The organism is Streptomyces sp. NPDC096040, from assembly GCF_040303265.1.
In the GTDB taxonomy this organism is placed as follows: domain Bacteria; phylum Actinomycetota; class Actinomycetes; order Streptomycetales; family Streptomycetaceae; genus Streptomyces.
On sequence record NZ_JBEOTA010000010.1, the window covers coordinates 289244 to 296425 of the forward strand.

Consider the following 7182-nt stretch of genomic DNA (forward strand, 5'->3'; position numbering starts at 1 on the left):
CGCCTGACGGGTGGCGCACGTCGCCCGGCCCACCCGCAGCCGCGTCACCTCTCGACTGACGCCCAGACCACCTTGCCGGTGTCTGTCCACCGCACCCCCCACCGGGAGGTGAGTCCATGCACGACGTGCAAGCCACGGCCACCGTCGTCGAGGAGCCCGCCGGGGCCCAGCCGCGGCCTGCCGTTGCCGGTGTCGCCCACCTCGCACAGCAGCCCGTGCCCGGCCCTGATCAGCCGTACCGTGATGGGCCCCTCGGCGAAGCGGACCGCGTTGGCGACCAGTTCGCTGACCACCAGCAGCACGCTGTCCCGGGTGTCGTCTCTGGTACGCCATTGCCCCAGCAGTTCGGAGACCAGCGTGCGGGCCCGGGCGGCCGCGTCGCCGCGGGCGGGCAGACGCCAGGTCGCGGTGTCCCCCTTGCGGTAGCCGAGCATGCGCGCGAGCAACAGGGTCACGTCGTCGCGCCGGCGCGCAGGCGCCAGCGCGGAGACCACATGCCGCGCGGCCTGCTGCAGGGCATCCCACGGGTGCACCGTGGACACGGCGGCTGACAGCCTGTCGATGCCCTCGTCGATCGGCAGGGCGGGATCCTCCACCAGGCCGTCGGTGTAGAGGGCGAGCAGCGAGCCCGGTGGTGCGTCGAACGCGTGCACGTCGTACGGCTCCCGCAGCGCGAACTCGGCGCCCAGCCCGGGATGGGGGCGTACCACGACCGGGGCGGCGGGCCCGTCCGGGGGCATGAGGACCGGGGGGAGATGGCCGGCGCTGGACAGCGACACGCGGTGGCTGACCGGGTCGTAAACGGCGATGCAGCAGGTCGACCCGAGGGCGCTGTAACCGGCCGCCAGCCCGGACTCCGCGTCGTCCAGCAGCGTCACGGTCTCGTCCAGGTGCTCCAGCACCTCGTCGGGCGCCAGCCCCGCGGACAGCAGCGCGCGGGCCTCCATGCTCAGCTGTCCCATGGTCGCCGCGGCTCCAAGGCCGTGCCCGACGACGTCACCGACCACCAGCGCGGTACGGCCGTCCGGCAGCGGAAAGCTGTTCACCCAGTCACCGCCGACGCCCGCGCTGTCAGGGGTGGCGGGCTGGTAGACGCTGGCCGTCTCGATGGTGTCGCCGCCGGACCGAGGCAGGAGTCGGCGCTGCAACGCCAGCACCTGCGTGTGCTCGCGCTGGTGCTGACGGGCCAGGTCGACGTGATGAGAGGTCCTGGACACCAGTTCCCGCAGGTCGAACACCTCGCTGTCGTGGAAGGGGCGGTCCGCCCGCCGCCATACCTCCGCCACCCCCAGAACGACGGGCGGCGCGCCGTCCAGGACCAGCGGTATGCACGCCACACCCGCCGCGCGGTCACCGGGCACCAGGGCACGTACCAGCCGCGGACTGCCGAGTACCCGCTCGATCGCTTCCCGGTCGGGTATGACAACGGCCTGCGCGGCATCGTCACGCCGTATCGCGTGCGACAGCAGGCGACTCGCGTCGCTGGGGAGATCGTCGCCGGGAGTCACGTAGCCGTCGGGCCACGCCCGGTCCGGCACCAGGGCCGCCCGCCGCAGCCGGATGCGCCCCTGCGGCTGTTCGGTGACCACCTCGCCCGACCATACGGCGAAGTCGAGGTCGACGGCGGTCACGTCTCCCCAGGCCAGCAGGGACTCCGCCAGCGACTGCGCGGTCTCGCCGATGTCCAGCGACGTGCCGATCGCGGTCTCAGCGGCGTACAGGTGCAGCCTCTTGGCCATGGCGATCAGGGAGACGGTCAGGCCCTCCTGGGGCGCCGCCGCGGCCAGGATGCTCATCGAGACCACCAGCTCGGACCCGTCGCTGCGCCGCAGGCGCTGGACCCGGGCGACGTGCGGCTCACCGGTCTCGAGGACCTGCTGCAACCGACGCGTGACCGTCGGTACGTCCCAGGGAGGCAGAAGATCGACGAAAGGGGTACCGGTCACGGCCTCCACCCCGGCGAAAACGGGGGCGTCCAGATTGCTGCGGGTGATTCTCAGATCCCGGTCCAGGCTGACCGCGCCGAGGATCTGCTCCTGACGGCCGGGGGTCGGGTTGGCGGGTACGTGTTGGCGGGCGGCGCCGTCGCCCTGCGGGTCGGCGGAACCGGTGGCCGCTGCCGCTCCGCCGCGTGGGATGTACTGTCCCAAAGCGCTGCTGACGGTGTCGAACGGCGACGCAGACGAGGGGGAGGGGGTGGAGTCCATGCGGCTCTCTCAGCTCGCTCGCCAACCCCGGCACAGCGCCGGGGCCGTACCAGAACCCGGGCGACAGGGTCCCGAGATTCCTGACCGCACACCTCATTCAATAACACCCGGGACCGCTTCGCCCACGCCAGCGGATCGCACAGCGGGCGCGGACAGTGACGGAAGGCGATGTCTCCGTGGCGGGCGCCGCCGCGTCAGGGCGGCCACCTGACCGCGGAAGGGTCAAAGCGTCAAGCGGAGGAGATTCGCCCGGCGCCCGTTCTTGTCGTTCCCTCACCCGATGTGCCCGCTATTGCACAGCTGTGACACCGGGCGCACAGCTCCGTCACCCTCCCTTGGAAGACTCCTCTCATCGCACGGGGCGGCAAGCCGAGCGGACCGGTTCAGGTCCCGGGGACGGCGGGCGGTTCCCGCGCACTCTCGTCACAGCGTCATCCACATCCTTGGGGGAACCTCGATGTCCGCTCGTAACCGTCGCAGCACCGCAGCCGTCGTCACCGCGGGTGCCGCCGCACTGCTCACCCTGTGCGGCACGGCCGCCACCGCGACGGCCGCTCCCTCCAGGGGCGATGCCAAGGCCGGCGCCGCGATGGTCGCCGCAGCCGCGTCCGCCCAGACGGTCACCGTGCCCAGGGGGCTGACCATAAGCGACGGCACCCGCCACGTCCTCGTCAACGGCAAGTCGATCGACTTCGGCACCGTCGTCCGCGACCTGGCCTGGAACCCCAGCGGCAGCAAGGCCGCCTTCATCGACGGCCACGGCAACCTCGTCGTCTCCAACCCCGACGGAAGCCACCGCGTCACCGTCGCCGCCAACCCGGGCGGTCAGACCTGGTCACACCCCACCTGGCAGGTGACCGCGGCCGACAAGGCGAACCAGATCCCCGCGAAGAACAACCTCATCTTCGCCGCCAAGATCCACGGCCGCACCGTTCTGGAAGGCATCAAGGCCACCAGCAACCACGGCAAGCCCGCCAAGATCAGCCTGAACGGAGACCCGGGAGACGGCGGCGTCCCGCAGACCGACAACGCCTGGCCCAACGTCGGCGGTGCCTACGGCTCGGCCGTCTACGAGAACACTCACACCGGCGAGGTCTACATCCGTGACGACTACCTGCGTCAGCAGGGCGGTGCGCTGGCCAAGGGTTCCGAGCCCGCGCTCTCCCCCGACAACGAGGAGGTCGTTTTCGTTCGGTCCGTCCACGGGCACGACCACCTCTTCGTCGAGGACTTCAGCACCGGCACCAACGTCGTCAAGGACATCACCCCCAACGCCACCACCGACTACACCGAGCCCACCTGGTCGCCCAACGGCAAGACCATGGCCTTCCGCGCTCCCACCGGCACGTACACCGTCACCAAGACCGCTCACGGCTTCGGCAGCCCCGTCAAGGTCTCCAAGCACACCGGCCTGCCCGCCTACCGCGGCTGACCGCCGCCCAAACGGCCGCCGGAGCGGGCGAGTTCGGCCCGTAGCTCGGCCAGGTGCTGGTCGGCTGTGTCATGCGGCAGGTACTCGACCACATCGAGAAAGCGGAACAGGACCTGGGTCGAGGTGACGGCGAACTCGTAGTCGCCGAACCCCACCACGGCGCCCAGCTCACCCCGGACGGCACCCCGGACGACATGCGCGGTCATGTCGTCCGGGCTTTCCGCTGTCAGCCCCCGCCGCGCGTTGGGGCGAGCCAGGTACGGGCAGACCATCGAGGCGTAGAGCATGCACGCGCGATGCCCCGGAGCTTCCAGTGTCGCCGCCATGTTGCGGTACGGCCGCCCGGCAGCAAGCGCCTCGCGGATCGCGGAACTCTCCGCGGCGCCGACCACCCGCCACACCGGGCCCTTGGGTATCAGGGTGTTGCAGACGGAACACAGACGCTTTCGCGCGCACTCGGCGCTGCGCCCGTAGTCGGTGATCGCGAACTGGGGTTCGTCCCCCTCCCACGGAGTGATGGCGGGTACGGGGTAGCCACGGCTGTCGCGAGGTCTGGCCTCGACGGTCGCCGGCATGGGCACGGAATCGAATCGCACACCTCATGGTTACCCACGGGCCCGCGTTACCGCGACGGTTGCCCTGTACCGGCCCCGCTGCCCGCCTCGCACCGCTGCCGCCCCTCACGATGCCTTGAGGAGGTCACGAGGGAGGAACCGGCCCGCTGCTGTGTGATCTTCATCGCGGTAGGGGAGTCTCGGAGCGTTCACCGTCGGGCGATCCGCTGCCGGCGGTGGGGCCGGCACATCTCCCGATGACGGAGGTCACGGGGCTGTGGGTGGAAGCACGGGGCAGGAATGCTGTGCGCGGGGAGAGCAATACCTGTGCCCGTGGAATGAGAAATAGGTGCGGGGTACGGCGAGTATTCCTCGACGGCCGGCCGGAGCGGAATTAGTCACCGTGCAAGGGTGATCGCGCCGTGCTACTGTCGATCAAAGTTGCAGGTGTGGTTGCCAGAAGGTTCATTTCCGACGGGGTAATCATCACGGCGACACGGAATTCGCACAGGGCGAACTCCTGACATCGTCTCCGAAGGAGAAATGAAATGGCTACTGGCACCGTGAAGTGGTTCAACGCGGAAAAGGGCTTCGGCTTCATCGAGCAGGACGGCGGCGGCGCCGACGTCTTCGCCCACTACTCGAACATCGCCGCCCAGGGCTTCCGTGAGCTGCAGGAAGGCCAGAAGGTGTCGTTCGACATCGCGCAGGGCCAGAAGGGCCCGACGGCCGAGAACATCGTCCCCGCCTGACACCGGCTGACGCATACTTCGCAGCTGGGGCCCGCACCTCTGGGGTGCGGGCCCCAGCTCGCTGCGTTTCGGGGCGCGCGACGGGAAGGTTCCACCAGGTCACCGGCCGGTGACGCATTCCCCGTCGGTCCGACTCGGCCCACATCGACTTCGGCTCGTCTCGAAATTCTCTGCGCCGCTCTTCTGCTGCGGGAATTCCTTGCTACGCGCCGCACCAAGGAAGGTTCCGCATGAACCGTGCCCAGAAATCCCGAACATATGACCGCTCCGGAGGAGGCGCCGGCGCCAACCGCTCCGCCGGCCCGCGCCGTTCCAAGGGCTACGGAAATCGACAGGCCGGCCGGGCCGTACAGGCCGTACAGGGCGAGTTCGCGCCGCCGAAGACGATCACGCCCGCGCTGCCCGCCGTCGAGTCGTTCGGTGAACTGGCCATGCCCGCAAGGCTGTTGGCCACGCTCGGCCATGAAGGCGTGACCGTGCCCTTCCCGATCCAGGCGGCGACCCTGCCGAACTCCCTGGCCGGTCGTGACGTACTCGGCCGTGGCCGCACCGGCTCGGGCAAGACGCTCGCCTTCGGCCTCGCCGCACTGGCCCGTACGGCGGGGCGGCGCGCCGAGCCGCGGCAGCCGCTCGCTCTCGTCCTCGTCCCCACCCGCGAACTCGCCCAGCAGGTCACCGACGCGCTCACGCCGTACGCCCGCTCCGTGAGCCTGCGGCTGGCCACCGTCGTCGGCGGGATGTCCATCGGCAGGCAGGCCGGTGCGCTGCGCACCGGGGCCGAGGTGGTCGTCGCGACACCCGGGCGGCTCAAGGACCTCATCGACCGGGGCGACTGCCGACTGGACGCGGTCGCCATCACAGTCCTCGACGAGGCCGACCAAATGGCCGACATGGGCTTCATGCCCCAGGTCACGGCCCTGCTCGACCAGGTGCGGCCCGACGGGCAGCGGATGCTCTTCTCGGCCACCCTCGACCGCAACGTCGACCTGCTGGTCCGCCGCTACCTGACGGACCCGGTGGTCCACTCCGTCGATCCGTCGGCGGGCGCGGTCACCACGATGGAGCACCACGTCCTCCATGTGCACGACGCGGACAAGCATCGGACGACCACCGAGATCGCGGCGCGAGACGGTCGAGTGATCATGTTCCTCGACACCAAGCACGCGGTGGACCGGCTGACCAAGCACCTGCTGAGCAGCGGTGTCCGCGCCGGGGCCCTCCACGGTGGCAAGTCCCAGCCGCAGCGCACACGGACTCTCGCCCAGTTCAAGAGCGGGCATGTGACGGTACTGGTGGCGACCAACGTCGCGGCGCGCGGGATCCACGTCGACAACCTCGACCTGGTCGTCAACGTGGATCCGCCCAGTGACCACAAGGACTACCTGCACCGTGGCGGTCGTACGGCCCGCGCCGGCCAGTCCGGCAGCGTCGTCACCCTGGTGACCCCTGATCAACGTCGTGACATGAGCCGACTGATGGCTTCGGCAGGCATCAACCCCCGGGTCGCCCAGGTACGTTCGGGCGAGGCGGAGCTGAGCCGCATCACCGGTGCCCAGGCTCCGTCGGGAGTCCCGGTCGTCGTCAGCGCGCCGGCCGTGGAACGTCCCGGTGGCGCGTCTACTTCGTCCCAGGGGCGGTCCCAGGGGCGTCGGGGCCGCCGGGGCCGCGCAGGCCAGGGCCGGCCCGTCGGCGAAGCGGCGCGCCGCAGGGCCCAGCAGCGGCCCGTCGTCGCCTCGGCCGCCTAGAGCCGCGATCACACGCCAACCCCTTTCGGCAGGAGACACCTATGGCGCCGGTTCAGACACGAGTCGTCGACGACAGGGCCGCGTACGCCGCCGGACCTCGGGTCCGTGACGACATGACGGTCGAGGTGGCTCTGTCGCTCATGGCCGGTGCCCGTGTCGATCACCTCGTCCTCTGCGACGGGGACGACCAGCGCACGGGCCTGATCACCCTGGCCCGGCTTGCCCTCCTCCGCGACAGTCCCACCTACACGGACCGGATCCGTCTACGGGACGTACTCGCCGGGCCGCCCGTCCTCGCCCTCGCCCGCTGATCCACCCCATCCGGCCTGGAGGCGTGAAGGACAGGCGGAGACTGCGTTCAAAGACAGGCGGAGAACCGCCACCAGAGACCCGGTGAGGGCCCTGCCGACGCGCGCTTCGTCCAGCATCCGGGCGATGTCCGGCAACATCCGCCGTGTCCCCGCCTCCAACTGCCCGATGAACGACCCGCTC

At 70.4% G+C, this 7182-nt stretch carries 6 protein-coding genes; 4 read left to right on the plus strand and 2 right to left on the minus strand.

Annotation, left to right across the window (positions count from 1 at the left end):
* Positions 1-44: 44 nt before the first annotated feature.
* Complete coding sequence (locus ABTY98_RS16425; RefSeq protein WP_352221580.1) at positions 45-2207, minus strand: SpoIIE family protein phosphatase; 2163 nt, start codon at positions 2205-2207, stop codon at positions 45-47.
* Positions 2208-2664: 457 nt separating this feature from the next.
* On the opposite strand from ABTY98_RS16425, the gene ABTY98_RS16430 reads away from it, so the two are divergent.
* Complete coding sequence (locus ABTY98_RS16430; protein WP_352221581.1) at positions 2665-3639, plus strand: TolB family protein; 975 nt, start codon at positions 2665-2667, stop codon at positions 3637-3639.
* Here ABTY98_RS16430 and ABTY98_RS16435 read toward each other — a convergent pair.
* A complete protein-coding gene (locus tag ABTY98_RS16435; protein WP_352221582.1) occupies positions 3627-4235 on the minus strand; it encodes a hypothetical protein in 609 nt (202 codons plus the stop codon). The genes ABTY98_RS16430 and ABTY98_RS16435 overlap by 13 nt on opposite strands.
* Positions 4236-4741: 506 nt before the next feature.
* Between ABTY98_RS16435 and ABTY98_RS16440 the strand changes: the two genes are divergently transcribed.
* The 3 genes from ABTY98_RS16440 (at position 4742) to ABTY98_RS16450 (ending at position 7001) form a co-directional block, all read left to right on the plus strand.
* A complete protein-coding gene (locus tag ABTY98_RS16440) occupies positions 4742-4945 on the plus strand; it encodes a cold-shock protein (protein WP_030224351.1) in 204 nt (67 codons plus the stop codon).
* Positions 4946-5175: 230 nt separating this feature from the next.
* On the plus strand, positions 5176-6690 hold the full coding sequence (locus ABTY98_RS16445) for a DEAD/DEAH box helicase (RefSeq protein ID WP_352221583.1): 1515 nt from the start codon (positions 5176-5178) through the stop codon (positions 6688-6690).
* A gap of 41 nt (positions 6691-6731) precedes the next feature.
* Positions 6732-7001: a CBS domain-containing protein gene (locus ABTY98_RS16450; RefSeq protein ID WP_352221584.1), complete on the plus strand. Its 270-nt coding sequence runs from the start codon at positions 6732-6734 to the stop codon at positions 6999-7001.
* Positions 7002-7182 lie beyond the last annotated feature (181 nt).

Coding starts and splice junctions, on each gene's coding strand:
- ABTY98_RS16445 (WP_352221583.1), top strand. CDS start 5,176: ATGAACCGTGCCCAGAAATCCCGAACATATGACCGCTCCGGAGGAGGC.
- ABTY98_RS16425 (WP_352221580.1), bottom strand. CDS start 2,207: ATGGACTCCACCCCCTCCCCCTCGTCTGCGTCGCCGTTCGACACCGTC.
- ABTY98_RS16440 (WP_030224351.1), top strand. CDS start 4,742: ATGGCTACTGGCACCGTGAAGTGGTTCAACGCGGAAAAGGGCTTCGGC.
- ABTY98_RS16430 (WP_352221581.1), top strand. CDS start 2,665: ATGTCCGCTCGTAACCGTCGCAGCACCGCAGCCGTCGTCACCGCGGGT.
- ABTY98_RS16450 (WP_352221584.1), top strand. CDS start 6,732: ATGGCGCCGGTTCAGACACGAGTCGTCGACGACAGGGCCGCGTACGCC.